We start from the raw sequence: 12,633 nt of genomic DNA on the forward strand, positions 1-12,633 counted from the left end.
TTTTTATAAAAATTTTCAATCATTTTTATTTATTTGGTTAATTTTATTATCCATAGACATGAGCCCCTTTACACTTTCATGCATAGTCATCGTACCATACACGAAAAGCGACATCATCGATAAGCTATTATTTCTCCATTTCCTTCGCCAAATCAGCAACCTCGCTAATTGTAAGCCCTGTTCGTTTTGCAATTTCGTGAATCGGTAGTACGTCTAATAAATTTTTCGCGATTTCAAGTGCCTTTTCGTGTACTTCTTTTTCCTTTGCTTCGATCACTTTTCTTACCGCTTCTTCTTTTTCTTGCTCCAATTCCTCGACAAGCAAGCGCATGACTTTTGTCATTTTCATCCACTCCTTTATTTTTTGTGCGTATTGTTCGTCAATAAATTTGTCGGTGGCGGTTAAAATGCCAGCGATGACGTGCAATTGTGTTCGTTCGTCGTGAATGTTTTTTGCCAATTCGATCGTTTTTTCAATCATCATTTGTCGGTCAAAACGGCTATGCATAAGCGGAACGAGAATGAGCTTCATCGTTTCCTCTGCTGTTAGCGGTTCGTTATTGCGAACTTTTTCTTCGATCGTTTGGAAAATCGCATCACCATTGTATTCGCAAAGCAGTACAGCTTTCGAAGAAATGAATACATGACCTGCATGCAATTGTTCATACTTTCGTGTTACATCGCTTGTGTAAATAACTACGATGCGAATGTGTCTCAGTCGTTTTTCTTGTTTATAGTATGTGTACAAAATTCGGTAAGCATAATCGAGGTACTTTAGATGATTGTCGATAAACCGTTCGTTGCTTTCGTATTCAAGTAGGAGAATGGAATCGTCTTCGAGAAGAAATAATGTGTCAGAACGCTTTTCATCGGCTCGCACCGACGGAAATTCATTAGGCAAAAGCGCCTTAATTTTCGGAAGATCATGGAGGCCGTACACATCAAGCGCTTGATTACGATACAATTCGCTTAGCGACTTAAACAAAATATCTTTAGCGTGATACGATATTCCGTGCGCCATTTTGTTACCCTCCGCTTTTTACTATTATTATACCTGTTGCCTCCTTTCATTGTCATCATTTGTTAGAATTTTGTCATAACAATCCGTCACCGCAGCGTTGTTAAGGAAAATGGGGTATACTGAAAAACAAATAGAACTACAATTTTTGCGTATGGAGTTAGAAGCAGTGAAAAAAGAACAAGTGTTGGACTGGAACATTTAATGCAGGAGGGGAATATGTTGAACACCAACTGGAACTTTGATAACAGTTATGCTCGCTTGCCCGAGCGGTTTTTTACGAGAATCAATCCAACGCCTGTCAGCGCACCGGAGCTTGTTGTACTCAATCGTTCGTTAGCGGCATCGCTCGGATTGAACGCAGCGGCGTTAGAAAGTGAGGAAGGGGTTGCGGTGTTTGCCGGAAACCGAATTCCTGAAGAGGCTGAGCCGCTTGCCCAAGCGTATGCCGGACATCAATTTGGATATTTCAATATGCTAGGGGATGGCCGCGCCATTTTACTTGGTGAACAAATAACGCCACAGGGGGAGCGATTCGATATTCAGTTGAAAGGATCAGGAAGAACGCCGTATTCGCGCGGCGGGGATGGTCGCGCGGCGCTTGGGCCGATGTTGCGCGAATATATCATTAGCGAGGCGATGCATGCCTTTAGGATCCCGACAACGCGCAGTTTAGCGGTTGTCACAACTGGTGAAGTCGTCATTCGCGAAACCGAGCTGCTAGGCGCCGTTTTAACCCGCGTCGCTTCCAGCCATTTGCGTGTCGGGACGTTTCAATACGCGGCGCAATGGGGAACGATTGAGGAACTGCAAGCGTTAGCGGATTATGCGGTACAACGGCATTTTCCCGGCTTTGAAAATGCCCCGAACCGCTATCTTTTCTTGCTTGAGGAAGTGATGAAGCGGCAGGCGGCGCTTGTTGCGAAATGGCAATTAGTTGGTTTCGTTCATGGTGTCATGAATACGGACAATATGACGATTAGTGGAGAAACGATTGATTACGGTCCATGCGCGTTTATGGACGTGTATGATCCGAGGACGGTGTTTAGTTCGATTGATACGCAAGGTCGGTATGCGTATGGCAATCAGCCGTATATTGCTGGGTGGAACATCGCACGCTTTGCGGAAAGCATATTGCCGCTTTTACATGACGAAGAGGAGAAAGCGATTGAGCTAGCGCAGGAAACGATCGCTCAGTTTCCGACGTTGTATGAAACGTATTGGCTACAAGGGATGCGTACAAAACTTGGGCTTTGTACGGAAGAAGAGGAAGATAAAAAGCTCATTGGTGAGTTGCTTCATCTCATGTATACACATCGAGCCGATTATACGAATACGTTTCGCGCTTTAGCGCTAGATGAATGGGATTTTTGCGCGGAGGAATTTCGCGATTGGCATACACGTTGGCAAGCAAGAGTAAATAGACAGGACATGACAAAAGATGAAGTGCAACAGTTGATGCGCCTAAATAATCCTGCGATTATACCGCGCAACCATCGCGTAGAAGAAGCGTTAGAAGCAGCTGTCGAACGGGGAGATTACAGCGTGATGGAGCGATTGCTTCATGCCCTTTCTGACCCTTATGCGTATACGAAAGAACAAGACGATTACGCCCAACCGCCCGCGCCGTCTGACCGACCATATAGAACGTTTTGTGGGACGTGATTGAACGAAAGGAGGAAGCGGGGAACATGAAAGATATGAATGTCGACAAGAAAGGAATATTATATAATAAGAATGACAACAACAATCAGAAGGTGAATACAATGAAAGCCTACCGCGTGTGTTGGCATTCGTGGGTGGAAGATGGGAGTGTGTTGGAAGGAAGAAGCCTTGTGTATGCCGATTCGCCGGAAGAAGCGGCTGGGCAAGTGGTGTTAAAAAAAACGAAAGAATACCGGTTGAAACCAGAATGGATTCGCATTGAATCGGTGGTGGAAATACCGAGTTTGCAGACAGATGGACAATCGGAGGCGGCTCTGTAAAAAGAGCCGCCTCATTTTCTAGTTCAGCGCTTGCGCTGGCGGATTCCCGCCGCAGCTGCGCGCGCTTCCGCTTCTAAATCTTCATGATCCGCAAAATCGCGCGAATACTCCACATCCATGCCGTCCGACTTCAATTGCTTCGGCACTTGCGGAAGCGATGATTTATTTTTATCGCGCGTCTTTTGTCCTCGAGATCGACCCATGCCAATTCCTCCTTCGTGTCATAGCATTGCGGTTCACACTTAGGATGACGTAATGGGAAAAAAGTATAAATAGAATTTTTTGTTAATGCCGCGCCTTTTTCGCGGTATACCCGCCCGCTTGATCCGCTATTTTAAAATCGCGGGCATAGGCTACCTCTTGCGCACTTGATAACGTGCTTTTCGTTTTTTCCGCTTTCCGTTTTTCAGCCATGTCCATCCCTCACTTTCCTAAAATGTATTCATATTTTTTCCAATCTTTTTGCTTTTTAAGCATAAAAAAGAACTGTCACGCTTGTGAAACAGTTCCTTTTCCGCTATGCTTCTTTTCGCTGCTGCTCTTCTAATAACAACGGACAGCGCAACGTATAAAGCGTGTAATTGTCTTTGGAAATTTCGTATAAGTTATAAATGTCTTCCCCTTGATTAATCTGCTCGAACAACGCTTTTCTCGTTTTGTTCGCTAGTGTCACATACGGCAGCTTTTCCGCCGCCTTTGTCGAGCGGACATTGATTTTGCGAATGCGCATAAACACCGTTTGAATCGACAGCTCGTAAAACAGCTCGTTGAAAAACGCCTGTTTGGCGCGCTGGTTATACCCCTGCCCGTGATACGGCTTTCCGAGCCATGTGCCTAAAAAGCCGGCGTCATCTTGAATATCATATAAGCTAATCGTTCCGATTGGGTTGCCCCACTCATCAATGATCGTCCGCGAAATCAATTCACCTCGTTCTTCTGCCTCGATCGTCTGCTTTGTGACAAACAAAAATTCTTCATACGAATAAGCTTTTTGGCGCACGAAAGGGAAGACCTCAGGGTGCACCATTAATTCATAAAGCGCTTGACAATCTTGCAATTCGCGTTTTTTTAGAATCATGTTTCCCTCCTGTTCTGAGGGCAGTTTACACGTGGGAAAACCACCCTCGAAATTTTTTAATTTATTTCAATCAAAAAATTTCGGGGTGGGAATCGAACCCACTAGAACCAGCTTTCCGCTGGTGGCGCACCATTTGCCTTCCCTTTATTGACGACGATATCCAGTTGTGATATGCACAGCTTTCTTCTATCATACATCATTATACGGAAAAAAGAAATAGCTTTTTTGTTAAGTTTTTGTTAAAAGATCATAGAGCGCTTTTTCAAGTGACGGGAAGGAAAAAATAAAACCGGATTCCGTCAGTTTATTTGGCAACACGTTTTGTCCTTCTAAAACAAGCATGCTCATTTCTCCAAGCAAAAGGCGAAGCATGGTACTTGGGACAGGCAGCCAATGCGGGCGATGAAGAAGGCGAGCAATCGTTTTCCCAAACTGTTCCATCGTTACTGGAAACGGTGCTGTAAAATTAACCGGCCCTGATATATTGTGCTGTAATACATGCTCGATTGCTCGAACGACGTCATGAAGATGAATCCAAGACATCCATTGCGCCCCAGAACCGATCGTTCCGCCAATCCACCATTTGTAAGGCGCCACTATTTTCGGCAGAGCGCCGCCGTGAAGTCCAAGCACGATGCCAAAACGGGCAAAAACAGTGCGAACCCCGAGCGTTTCTGCTTGTTTCGCTGTTTGTTCCCAACGGAATACGGTTTGTGCTAAAAAGTCATTTCCGATGTGCGAACATTTTTCAGTAAATACATCGGTAAGCGACGTTCCATAAATGCCAATGGCGCTTGCGTTAATCAGGACGTTTGGCGGTTTTGGCAAGCGACGAATCATCCGAATCACTTCTTCTGTTGCTTGGATACGGCTTTGCATGATTCGTTCTTTTCGCGCTTTCGTCCATCGTCCATTATTAATCGATTCCCCTGCTAAGTTGATAACTGCATCTAGTGGAGGAAGTTCTGCCTCTGGCTTGCTTTCGGGAGTAAGCCATTGCACATAGTGAACATTTGGAGAAGTCGACGTATGTGGGGTTCTCGTTAATACGTACAAATGATGCCCTTGTTTTTTGAAATAATCTGCTACTGCTTTTCCAACAAATCCTGTTCCACCGGCGATAGCAATGTTCAAAAAAACCACCCTTTCCCCTCATTTTTTTTATGGTACTATAAATCATGAGGTGTTGGAAATGTGGCTGGTGACAAAAATTGCGGCAGACCCCCGCGACCATGAGCGGTTTGTTCTTTATTTGTTGCACGAAAATGGCGAAACGACGTCCATTAGCGTCGACCAAAACGTGTTAGTTGAATTTTGCTTAAAAAAAGGGACGGAATTGGATGAATTTACATTCGAGGAAATAGTATATGCAGATGCGGTGAAAAAAGCGTATCATGCGGCATTATTATTTCTTGCTTCGCGCATGCGTTCGGAGAAAGAAATCGTCGATCATTTAAAGAAAAAAGGACATACAGATGCTATTATTCGCGACGTATTGCACGAACTAAGGAAACACCGGTACGTAGATGACCGCGAATTTGCCCTTGCGTTTGTGCGCACCCAAATGAACACAACGTTAAAAGGCCCTATCGTTATTGCGCAAGAGTTAGAAAACTTCGGAATTGCGGAAGCACTAATCGACGAAAGCTTGCGTCTATTTCCAATCGAAAAGCAACGAGAAACGGCGAAAAAGATAGTAGAAAAGGCGAAAAAGCAGTCGAAAAAACGTTCGTCGCTGGAATGGAAGCAACAACTTATGCAACTTTTGCAGCGAAAAGGCTTTTCACGCGCGGTCATCGCCGACGTACTCTCCGACATGGACGACTGGCAAACGGAAGAAGAAGAGTGGGAAGCGCTCGAATACCACGCGCGTAAAATCCATCGCCGCTACGCTCATTACAGCGGATGGGAGTACGAACGAAAAATGAAACAAGCGCTTTACCGGAAAGGATTTTCGCTAGAACAAATCGAGAAAGTGTTACTACGATTAAATGAAGAATAGCGGAAACGTCCGCTATTCAATGATGATCTCTGGCTGTCCGTTCTCTTGGGCAACGATTTGTTCAGCGACTTGGCGAGGTGACCGCAGGCGAGCGCGATCTTGAATATGGTCGCTTCCTTCCCAAAACGGGGTGTCCATGCCTCCCATATAGACAGCCGTGACGGAAATATTCGTTTGGTCGAGCTCTTTGACAAGGCTTTCGCTAAACCCGCGAATGGCAAATTTCGTTGCCACATAAACGGATTCGTTTACTTTCCCGCGCAAGCCAGCGGTAGAAATAATGTTGATAATTTTTGCTTTCGGCAACAGGCGGAAGTATGGAAGGAACGCTTTTGTCATATAAATTGTTCCGTTAATATTTGTCGCAATCATATCGGCAATTTGCTCGTGCGAAAGCGAGGAAAGCGGTCCGAAATAGCCGATGCCGGCGTTATTCACTAAGCACGTGACACGATGTTTTTTTAAAATCGTTTTCGCTGTTTCGCTTACTTCGTCATAGCGGCGAATATCAAGTGGATAAACGAATGCCGTTCCATTATTGGCTTCAATTTCTTGCTGGACGCTTAGCAGCGGGGATTCGCGTCTTCCAAGCAAAATGACCGCGTACCCTTTCTCGGCGTATAATAGCGCCAATTCTTTGCCAAGGCCTGTACCGGCTCCGGTAATGACGATTGTTTTCATCGTGCACATCTCCATTTCATGATTTCATCATGATTATCATATAACAAACGGAAGGAGTGGAAAAGATGCAACAAAAACGGTACAGCGAAATGACGGAGTATGAATTGAAGCAAGAAATTGCTCATCTGACCGAAAAAGCGCGCAAAGCTGAGCAAATGGGGATGGGGAATGAACTGGCGGTCTATGAACGAAAAATCGCGATGGCAAAAGCGTATTTATTGAACCCAGAAGACTTTCGACCGGGAGATATATACGAAATTGACGGTGATCCAGGTTCGTTGTTTAAAATCCGTTATTTGAACGGCGTATTTGCGTGGGGATACCGATTAACCGGTGATGGAAGCGAAGAGGCGCTACCGATTTCCTTGCTTACGAAACCGTAACATACGGAAGGTGCTCCGTTCAGTTGGAGCACCCTTTTTCGTTATGATTGTTTTCGTGTTTGCCGTTCTAAAATAATTAAATCAAGTGTTTGCTGGGTTTCCCCATTCACTTGGGAATGGGCATGCTTCGGGTTGGCCCACGGTTGCTGGAACGGATTGGAGTATAAGTTGTCGTAAAAATTTTTTCGTTTATGTCGACCCATTCGAGTACCTCCTCACTATTGGAAAAGCGGTTACTCATCACGTTGATTGGAGGCGCTCATGCGTTCTTGCGGGTGGGTATTAATCGTCCCGTTGGCGCGTTTAGAAGCATACTCTGCTTTTGCGCGCGGTTCGCCTTCCAATTTGTTATTATTTTGGTTAGGAAAACTTTTTGCTTTATTCCGCATGACTCATCCCTCCTCGGCATTCGCTTGTGTTGGCCCAACACATTTTTAGTATGGCGAATGGCCGAGTGGTTATGTAGTTCAAATGTTGGTACAAAAGGGAGGTGAAACGATGAACGAGTATTTTGAACGATTAACGAATTATTTGTTGGAAAAAAATGATTCGCTTGCGTACGCACAGGCGCGCACATGGGTCGAACTGCTTTGGGAAGATTTTGAAACAACATACGCTCGTGCTGGCTATTCGTATAAAGGAAAAGAGATGACGGAAAAGGTTGTTCGCCAATGGATTGACCCAGTATGGGGCGCATCTGCACGAGTTTCGGACGACGAATCCAAAATATAAGCATCTATTGAACCAAGAGGACTATTTGAAACATTAACCCGAGCGAAATGCTCGGGTTAGCTTGGAATAAGTTCTAATTTTTTACGCAACTTCCCTTCGCTAAAAATCCAGCCAGTATACGAACTGACGATTTGAAAATTAAGGTCGAGCTGGACGACCGCTACAAACGGATAATATCCTTTACTGCGGTAGCGCAAATCGGTAAAGCGCACTTCGTAATGGTCGCTATATTCGTTTACTTCCCAACGGTAAACTGGCGAAAACGATAAAAACGCCGCTAAGTTTTCATCTTGCTTCGCCGCTTCAATAGCTGGATGGGCAGGAACCGGACAGCGCTCGAACGTGTCCAATAGATAAATGACACCATTTTTCGCGCGTGCCACGTAAAAGTAGTCTTTCGCCGTAATCGCTAAATGCCATTCCCGAAAACGAAAGGTCGGCACGGTAATTATTTGTTCCACGTCGCAAATTTGCTGCTGGATTGCCCGTTTAATCGCTGCTTGTTGCCGAAATCGAACGACATAATATCCAACGAGAATCGCATAAATCGCTAAAAACGTATAGCCAGGTTGTGTCCCGAGAAACAATAGCCCGATGCCTACAAGATGAAGTCCGAAAATGATTGGGTCAAACGTATTAATGACGCCAAAAGCTACCCATTTTTTTGTAAATGGGCGAAGCGCTTGTGTTCCATACGCGTTAAACAAGTCGACAAATACGTGCAACCAAACCGCAACCGAAATCCATAGCCAAAGATGAAAAACGTTCACATCTGGATAAAAATAGGCGAGAATCCCTGTTAAAAGCAGTGGCCAAAGGAACAACGCTGGAATCGAATGCGTAATACCGCGGTGGTTGCGAATATATTTGGCGTTATTTTTTAATTTTAAGACCGTATCAATATCTGGTATTTGGGAGCCAGCTAATGCACCAATAAGTACTGCATGGGCTAAAACGGGGTCATGGCTAACGGCAGGGTCAAGTGTCGCCATACTCCCTAACGCTACGCCCATGACGATATGTGTTCCTGTATCCAACGAAAAATCCTCCTTTAAGTTTCTGCTTCATAGTATATCCATATTTTCCAATGACGCTTGGACAATTGCAATTTTTTTAAAATCGCGAGATACTATCATTAGTTTATCATCTTGGAGGAGTCATCGTGAACGAAAAAATTACCCCATTTCTTGAAGGATTTGCGACAGAAAGGTTTCAACGCGACCTCATTGAATGGTTCGAACGAGAACAGCGCGAGTTGCCGTGGCGGAAAGAAACGGATCCTTATAAAATTTGGGTATCGGAAGTGATGCTGCAGCAAACAAGGGTAGACACCGTCATTCCGTACTTTCAACAGTTTATGGAGCAGTTCCCGACTTTAGAAGCGCTTGCGGATGCCGATGAAGAAAAAGTGTTGAAAGCGTGGGAAGGGCTTGGCTACTATTCGCGCGTTCGCAATTTGCATGCGGCGGTAAAAGAAGTGAAAGAGCGGTACGGGGGAAAAGTCCCTGATCGAGCCGAGGAATTTTCAAAATTAAAAGGTGTCGGTCCATATACGACGGGTGCGGTGTTAAGCATTGCTTACGGAATCCCGGAACCAGCGGTCGACGGCAACGTCATGCGCGTGTTGTCACGTATTTTTCTCGTATGGGAAGATATTGCAAAAGCGAAAACGCGAACGTTATTCGAAGAGATTGTCCGCGCCATTATCGCTCGCGACCAACCATCATATTTTAATCAGGCGCTTATGGAGCTGGGAGCGTTAATTTGTGTTCCAAGGAAACCAGCGTGTTTGCTTTGCCCTGTTCGCAGCCATTGCCGCGCCTTCCATGAAGGAGCGCAGGCACAATTACCGGTCAAAACGAAAAAAATGAAAGGAAAAGAAGTGGACATCGTGGCCGCGATTGTCGCTGACGAAAAGGGGCGCGTGCTCATTCATAAACGTGACAGCGACGGGTTGCTAGCGAATTTATGGGAATTTCCGAATTGCGAAATCGCCTCAGAAAACCGAAAACAACAATTAGAATCGTTTTTTTTAGAGAGGTATGGGGTAAGCGTCACGCTACAATTTCCGTTTGCTGCCTTGCAGCACGTTTTTTCCCATTTAGTCTGGAACATTGTTGCTTACTATGGTACGATTGTGGGCGATGTAGTCGAAACCGAACGACTGAAACTAGTCGGTGAGGAAGAGCTGCAGCAATACGCGTTCCCCGTGTCACATCAGCGGCTTTGGGAAGAGTATAAGCGGCGAGGAAAAGAGGCGAACTAACGAATCGCCTCCACTTCCTTTAGACCGCCACGCGCTTCAATTTCTTCCATAATTTCGTGATGAATGGTTTGCCCTTCGGCGTTTAAATATGGCGTGATTTGTTGGAGTGCATGATGAAAAAACGCTAACTCGCTATTTTTCCATTTTGCTTTCGGCATCATCGAAAGTTCGGTCATATCGCGACCAGCATACATTAGCTGTCCCTCCTTTCGCATAGGTTGTGAAACAGCTGATGACATTATACATAAGGGGAGAGAAACGATGAAAGTAGCAGTTGTCACAGGAAGTAGCCGCGGAATCGGAAAAGCGATCGCGCTTCGGCTCGCAAAAGAAGGATATAATATTGTTGTTAACTATGCCCGCAGCAAGGAAGCAGCGCTACAAACAGCGAGCGAAATTGAAGCGCTCGGCCGCAAAGCGCTCGTCGTCAAGGCGAACGTCGGCAAAGTCGAAAAAATTCAAGAAATGTTTGCGCAAATTGACGAAGCGTTTGGTCGAGTGGATGTCTTAATTAATAACGCCGCTTCCGGTGTGTTGCGTCCCGCCATGGAATTGGAAGAAGCTCATTGGGACTGGACGATGGACATTAACAGTAAAGCGCTCTTGTTTTGCGCACAAGAAGCGGCGAAGCGAATGGAAAAAGTAGGAGGAGGCAAAATTGTGAGCATCAGTTCGCTCGGCTCGATTCGCTATTTAGAAAATTATACAGCGGTCGGTGTGTCGAAAGCAGCGGTCGAATCGCTTACCCGCTATTTAGCGGTCGAGTTGGCCGCGAAAAACATTTCCGTCAATGCCGTATCCGGCGGAGCGGTAGATACTGATGCACTCAAACATTTTCCAAACCGCGAGGAACTGCTCGCAGATGCGATTGCGAAAACGCCAGCCGGACGAATGGTCGAGCCAGAAGACATTGTCAACGCCGTCTTATTTTTACTGTCCGATCAGGCGGAGATGATTCGCGGACAGACAATTATCGTTGATGGCGGCAGATCATTACTCATATAATTTTCATGGATAAAAAATCACCTCTTGGACACATTAAAAGTCGTGGAGGTGATGACAATGGCAAAACAACCGAACAAAACGATTGCCGGTACAAACATTCAAGAAGTAAGACAACAAAATGCGCAATCGGCACAAGCTGGACAATTTGGCACAGAGTTTGCGGCGGAAACGAACATTCAAGAAGTGAAACAACAAAACGCACAATCGGAATCACGCAAATCGCAAAATACAACGCGCCCGACGCCAAATCAAAGCAAATAGCAAAGTCGGCACCTCTCTTTTCGCGAGGGGTGCCGATTTTTATTGGAAACGCTCGACAAAAGTTCCCAATACTCTACATCAATAGTCAAAGGAGTTTGCCCCGTTCTTCCCGAATGTAAAAAAGTAAAAATGAAAAAAAGGGGAGAGCGGAAATGGAGCGTTTTGATCAGTTAGTAAGAGAGCAGCTTAAAACGATGGAGCAGCTTCTATTTTTGCAATCAGAAATCGAGCGATGCCGGGCGCTTGAAGCAGAGCTTAGCGCACTACAAAACGAAGCGAAACGACAATCGATTCAAGAAGAAATTGAACAAATGAAACGACAATTAGCGGAAATTCAACAACTATTTGAAAAACAAACGGAAGAAGTGATTCAGTCATACCAATGCCAAATGAGCGAGCCATCATCATGATTTGATGGCTCTTTTGTTTGATAATCGTTATAATAAAAAAAGAAACACCCAAGTGAAAGTAGGGAAATGTATGACGATAGAATATCCTCGCGAAGGAGAGATCATTCAAATTCATAGCTACAAACATAACGGTTCCATTCACCGAATTTGGAAGGAAACGATGGTGTTAAAAGGTACTCCAAATTATATTATCGCTGCCAACGACCGGACGATGGTCATGGAGGCGGATGGGAGGACATGGGTGACAAGGGAACCGGCCATTTGTTTTTTTTATGCGAAGCATTGGTTTAATATTATCGGCATGTTTCGCGAAGACGGCATTTATTATTACTGTAATCTTAGCTCTCCATTTGTGCGCGACAAAGAAGCGCTCAAATATATCGATTATGATTTAGACGTGAAAGTATTTCCGAATATGACGTACGTCCTTTTGGACGAAGACGAATACGAACGGCACCGAAAAGAAATGAATTATCCTGAGGTGATCGATCGCATTTTAAAAAACAACGTTGAAAAGCTCATTAGCTGGATTCATCAACGAAAAGGGCCATTTGCACCGGATTTTATTGATATGTGGTACGAAAAATTTCTTTCGTATCGAAAATAAAAAGCCTGTGAAAGAAAAGCAGGTTTTTTATTTTTGTAAATCCACTTTTGTTTGGTAAAGAAATAAAGTGGAAAGTGCTCATATTATTTGACAAAAGGACATTTAAAATGAAAATAGCGTATTTATTTATGAAAAGTAAGCTTTTTTTATTTTGTTTCGATAATTTAAATTTTTTTTAATATTACGTATTGTATTATTCTACTAT

19 protein-coding genes and 1 pseudogene are annotated in these 12,633 nt (G+C 44.6%); 10 read left to right on the plus strand and 10 right to left on the minus strand.

Annotated elements, in window-relative coordinates; translation table 11 throughout:
* Window positions 1–127 precede the first annotated feature (127 nt).
* Window positions 128–1,021, minus strand: a complete 894-nt coding sequence (locus M4I42_RS14840; RefSeq protein ID WP_268852865.1) for a transcriptional regulator — start codon at window positions 1,019–1,021, stop codon at window positions 128–130.
* A 216-nt stretch (window positions 1,022–1,237) separates the two neighbouring features.
* On the opposite strand from M4I42_RS14840, the gene M4I42_RS14845 reads away from it, so the two are divergent.
* Together M4I42_RS14845 and M4I42_RS14850 are read left to right on the plus strand one after the other, a co-directional pair.
* Window positions 1,238–2,683, plus strand: a complete 1,446-nt coding sequence (locus tag M4I42_RS14845) for a protein adenylyltransferase SelO (RefSeq protein ID WP_268852866.1) — start codon at window positions 1,238–1,240, stop codon at window positions 2,681–2,683.
* A gap of 26 nt (window positions 2,684–2,709) precedes the next feature.
* Complete coding sequence (locus M4I42_RS14850) at window positions 2,710–3,003, plus strand: hypothetical protein (RefSeq protein ID WP_268852867.1); 294 nt, start codon at window positions 2,710–2,712, stop codon at window positions 3,001–3,003.
* A gap of 23 nt (window positions 3,004–3,026) precedes the next feature.
* On the opposite strand, the gene M4I42_RS14855 is transcribed toward M4I42_RS14850, so the two are convergent.
* The 4 genes from M4I42_RS14855 to M4I42_RS14870 all read right to left on the minus strand — a co-directional run bounded on the left by M4I42_RS14855 (window position 3,027) and on the right by M4I42_RS14870 (window position 5,215).
* Entirely contained in the window at window positions 3,027–3,206 is a 180-nt protein-coding gene (locus M4I42_RS14855) for a YfhD family protein (RefSeq protein ID WP_268852868.1), read from the minus strand.
* Window positions 3,207–3,288: 82 nt separating this feature from the next.
* A complete protein-coding gene (locus M4I42_RS14860) occupies window positions 3,289–3,417 on the minus strand; it encodes a YfhE family protein (RefSeq protein WP_268852869.1) in 129 nt (42 codons plus the stop codon).
* A 103-nt stretch (window positions 3,418–3,520) separates the two neighbouring features.
* Window positions 3,521–4,078: a GNAT family N-acetyltransferase gene (locus M4I42_RS14865; RefSeq protein WP_268852882.1), complete on the minus strand. Its 558-nt coding sequence runs from the start codon at window positions 4,076–4,078 to the stop codon at window positions 3,521–3,523.
* Between the two features lie 231 nt (window positions 4,079–4,309).
* Window positions 4,310–5,215: a TIGR01777 family oxidoreductase gene (locus M4I42_RS14870; protein WP_268852870.1), complete on the minus strand. Its 906-nt coding sequence runs from the start codon at window positions 5,213–5,215 to the stop codon at window positions 4,310–4,312.
* Window positions 5,216–5,273: 58 nt separating this feature from the next.
* Between M4I42_RS14870 and recX the strand changes: the two genes are divergently transcribed.
* Window positions 5,274–6,083 carry a recombination regulator RecX gene (gene recX, locus M4I42_RS14875; RefSeq protein ID WP_268852871.1) on the plus strand — a complete coding sequence of 270 codons (810 nt, stop codon included), beginning with the start codon at window positions 5,274–5,276 and terminating at the stop codon, window positions 6,081–6,083.
* Between the two features lie 12 nt (window positions 6,084–6,095).
* Here the strand turns inward: recX and M4I42_RS14880 are convergent, their stop codons facing one another.
* On the minus strand, window positions 6,096–6,764 hold the full coding sequence (locus M4I42_RS14880; RefSeq protein ID WP_268852872.1) for an SDR family NAD(P)-dependent oxidoreductase: 669 nt from the start codon (window positions 6,762–6,764) through the stop codon (window positions 6,096–6,098).
* Window positions 6,765–6,820: 56 nt separating this feature from the next.
* Between M4I42_RS14880 and M4I42_RS14885 the strand changes: the two genes are divergently transcribed.
* Window positions 6,821–7,147 (plus strand): YfhH family protein, encoded by a 327-nt coding sequence (locus M4I42_RS14885; protein WP_268852873.1) that lies wholly within the window; start codon window positions 6,821–6,823, stop codon window positions 7,145–7,147.
* A 41-nt stretch (window positions 7,148–7,188) separates the two neighbouring features.
* Here M4I42_RS14885 and M4I42_RS14890 read toward each other — a convergent pair whose 3' ends face one another.
* Window positions 7,189–7,350: a YpzG family protein gene (locus M4I42_RS14890; protein WP_268852874.1), complete on the minus strand. Its 162-nt coding sequence runs from the start codon at window positions 7,348–7,350 to the stop codon at window positions 7,189–7,191.
* 30 nt (window positions 7,351–7,380) lie between these two features.
* A complete protein-coding gene (locus M4I42_RS14895; protein WP_183183800.1) occupies window positions 7,381–7,536 on the minus strand; it encodes a small, acid-soluble spore protein K in 156 nt (51 codons plus the stop codon).
* Between the two features lie 109 nt (window positions 7,537–7,645).
* Here M4I42_RS14895 and M4I42_RS14900 point away from each other — a divergent pair.
* Window positions 7,646–7,916, plus strand: a pseudogene (locus M4I42_RS14900) (YfhJ family protein).
* Window positions 7,917–7,935: 19 nt separating this feature from the next.
* On the opposite strand, the gene M4I42_RS14905 reads toward M4I42_RS14900, so the two are convergent.
* Window positions 7,936–8,916 (minus strand): metal-dependent hydrolase, encoded by a 981-nt coding sequence (locus M4I42_RS14905; RefSeq protein ID WP_268852875.1) that lies wholly within the window; start codon window positions 8,914–8,916, stop codon window positions 7,936–7,938.
* A 137-nt stretch (window positions 8,917–9,053) separates the two neighbouring features.
* Here M4I42_RS14905 and mutY point away from each other — a divergent pair, with 137 nt between their 5' ends.
* A complete protein-coding gene (mutY, locus tag M4I42_RS14910; protein ID WP_442864118.1) occupies window positions 9,054–10,145 on the plus strand; it encodes an A/G-specific adenine glycosylase in 1,092 nt (363 codons plus the stop codon).
* Here the strand turns inward: mutY and M4I42_RS14915 are convergent.
* Window positions 10,142–10,339, minus strand: a complete 198-nt coding sequence (locus tag M4I42_RS14915; RefSeq protein WP_268852877.1) for a hypothetical protein — start codon at window positions 10,337–10,339, stop codon at window positions 10,142–10,144. The two genes, mutY and M4I42_RS14915, sit on opposite strands and share 4 nt — an antisense overlap.
* Before the next feature lie 67 nt (window positions 10,340–10,406).
* On the opposite strand from M4I42_RS14915, the gene fabL reads away from it, so the two are divergent.
* From fabL to ntdP, 4 genes are all read left to right on the plus strand, one after another.
* Complete coding sequence (gene fabL, locus M4I42_RS14920) at window positions 10,407–11,150, plus strand: enoyl-[acyl-carrier-protein] reductase FabL (protein WP_268852878.1); 744 nt, start codon at window positions 10,407–10,409, stop codon at window positions 11,148–11,150.
* Between the two features lie 57 nt (window positions 11,151–11,207).
* A complete protein-coding gene (locus M4I42_RS14925) occupies window positions 11,208–11,411 on the plus strand; it encodes a gamma-type small acid-soluble spore protein (protein ID WP_268852879.1) in 204 nt (67 codons plus the stop codon).
* Window positions 11,412–11,563: 152 nt separating this feature from the next.
* Complete coding sequence (locus M4I42_RS14930; protein WP_268852880.1) at window positions 11,564–11,821, plus strand: YgaB family protein; 258 nt, start codon at window positions 11,564–11,566, stop codon at window positions 11,819–11,821.
* 70 nt (window positions 11,822–11,891) lie between these two features.
* Entirely contained in the window at window positions 11,892–12,428 is a 537-nt protein-coding gene (ntdP, locus tag M4I42_RS14935; RefSeq protein WP_268852881.1) for a nucleoside tri-diphosphate phosphatase, read from the plus strand.
* Window positions 12,429–12,633: the final 205 nt, after the last annotated feature.

Source organism: Anoxybacillus sp. J5B_2022 (assembly GCF_026847645.1).
In the GTDB taxonomy this organism is placed as follows: Bacteria; Bacillota; Bacilli; order Bacillales; family Anoxybacillaceae; genus Anoxybacteroides.

Bases quoted from the DNA above. Each gene is read 5' to 3' on its own strand.
- M4I42_RS14840 (WP_268852865.1), bottom strand. From the start codon at position 1,021: ATGGCGCACGGAATATCGTATCACGCTAAAGATATTTTGTTTAAGTCG.
- M4I42_RS14845 (WP_268852866.1), top strand. From the start codon at position 1,238: ATGTTGAACACCAACTGGAACTTTGATAACAGTTATGCTCGCTTGCCC.
- M4I42_RS14850 (WP_268852867.1), top strand. From the start codon at position 2,710: ATGAAAGATATGAATGTCGACAAGAAAGGAATATTATATAATAAGAAT.
- M4I42_RS14855 (WP_268852868.1), bottom strand. From the start codon at position 3,206: ATGGGTCGATCTCGAGGACAAAAGACGCGCGATAAAAATAAATCATCG.
- M4I42_RS14860 (WP_268852869.1), bottom strand. From the start codon at position 3,417: ATGGCTGAAAAACGGAAAGCGGAAAAAACGAAAAGCACGTTATCAAGT.
- recX (WP_268852871.1), top strand. From the start codon at position 5,274: ATGTGGCTGGTGACAAAAATTGCGGCAGACCCCCGCGACCATGAGCGG.
- M4I42_RS14880 (WP_268852872.1), bottom strand. From the start codon at position 6,764: ATGAAAACAATCGTCATTACCGGAGCCGGTACAGGCCTTGGCAAAGAA.
- M4I42_RS14890 (WP_268852874.1), bottom strand. From the start codon at position 7,350: ATGGGTCGACATAAACGAAAAAATTTTTACGACAACTTATACTCCAAT.
- M4I42_RS14895 (WP_183183800.1), bottom strand. From the start codon at position 7,536: ATGCGGAATAAAGCAAAAAGTTTTCCTAACCAAAATAATAACAAATTG.
- M4I42_RS14915 (WP_268852877.1), bottom strand. From the start codon at position 10,339: ATGTATGCTGGTCGCGATATGACCGAACTTTCGATGATGCCGAAAGCA.
- fabL (WP_268852878.1), top strand. From the start codon at position 10,407: ATGAAAGTAGCAGTTGTCACAGGAAGTAGCCGCGGAATCGGAAAAGCG.
- M4I42_RS14925 (WP_268852879.1), top strand. From the start codon at position 11,208: ATGGCAAAACAACCGAACAAAACGATTGCCGGTACAAACATTCAAGAA.
- M4I42_RS14930 (WP_268852880.1), top strand. From the start codon at position 11,564: ATGGAGCGTTTTGATCAGTTAGTAAGAGAGCAGCTTAAAACGATGGAG.
- ntdP (WP_268852881.1), top strand. From the start codon at position 11,892: ATGACGATAGAATATCCTCGCGAAGGAGAGATCATTCAAATTCATAGC.